The organism is Halorubrum sp. SS7 (assembly GCF_005435055.1).
Lineage (GTDB): Archaea > Halobacteriota > Halobacteria > Halobacteriales > Haloferacaceae > Halorubrum > Halorubrum salinarum.
Genome location: NZ_SGXV01000841.1, coordinates 1 through 207 on the forward strand (window position 1 = coordinate 1; position 207 = coordinate 207).

General features: G+C 69.6%; 1 pseudogene. It reads left to right on the top strand.

What is annotated here, in order from left to right:
• Positions 1–207 (top strand): annotated as a pseudogene (locus EXE44_RS20080) (hypothetical protein); the annotation flags it as partial.

The window sequence follows — 207 nt, forward strand, 5'->3', positions numbered from 1 at the left end:
GCGATCCGACGGGAGGTGATGGCCTACCGCGGCGGGTGGCTCGAACAGTTCGACCACCGCGCGCCGACCGCGTTCAACCGACAGGTCGGGATCGTCCAGAGCTTCTGGCAGATCGGCGGCACCATGCTGCTCGGCATGGCGCTGTACAAGTGGGGCGTCCTGACCGGCGACCGGTCGCGGCGGTTATACCGGCGGCTCGTCGGCGTC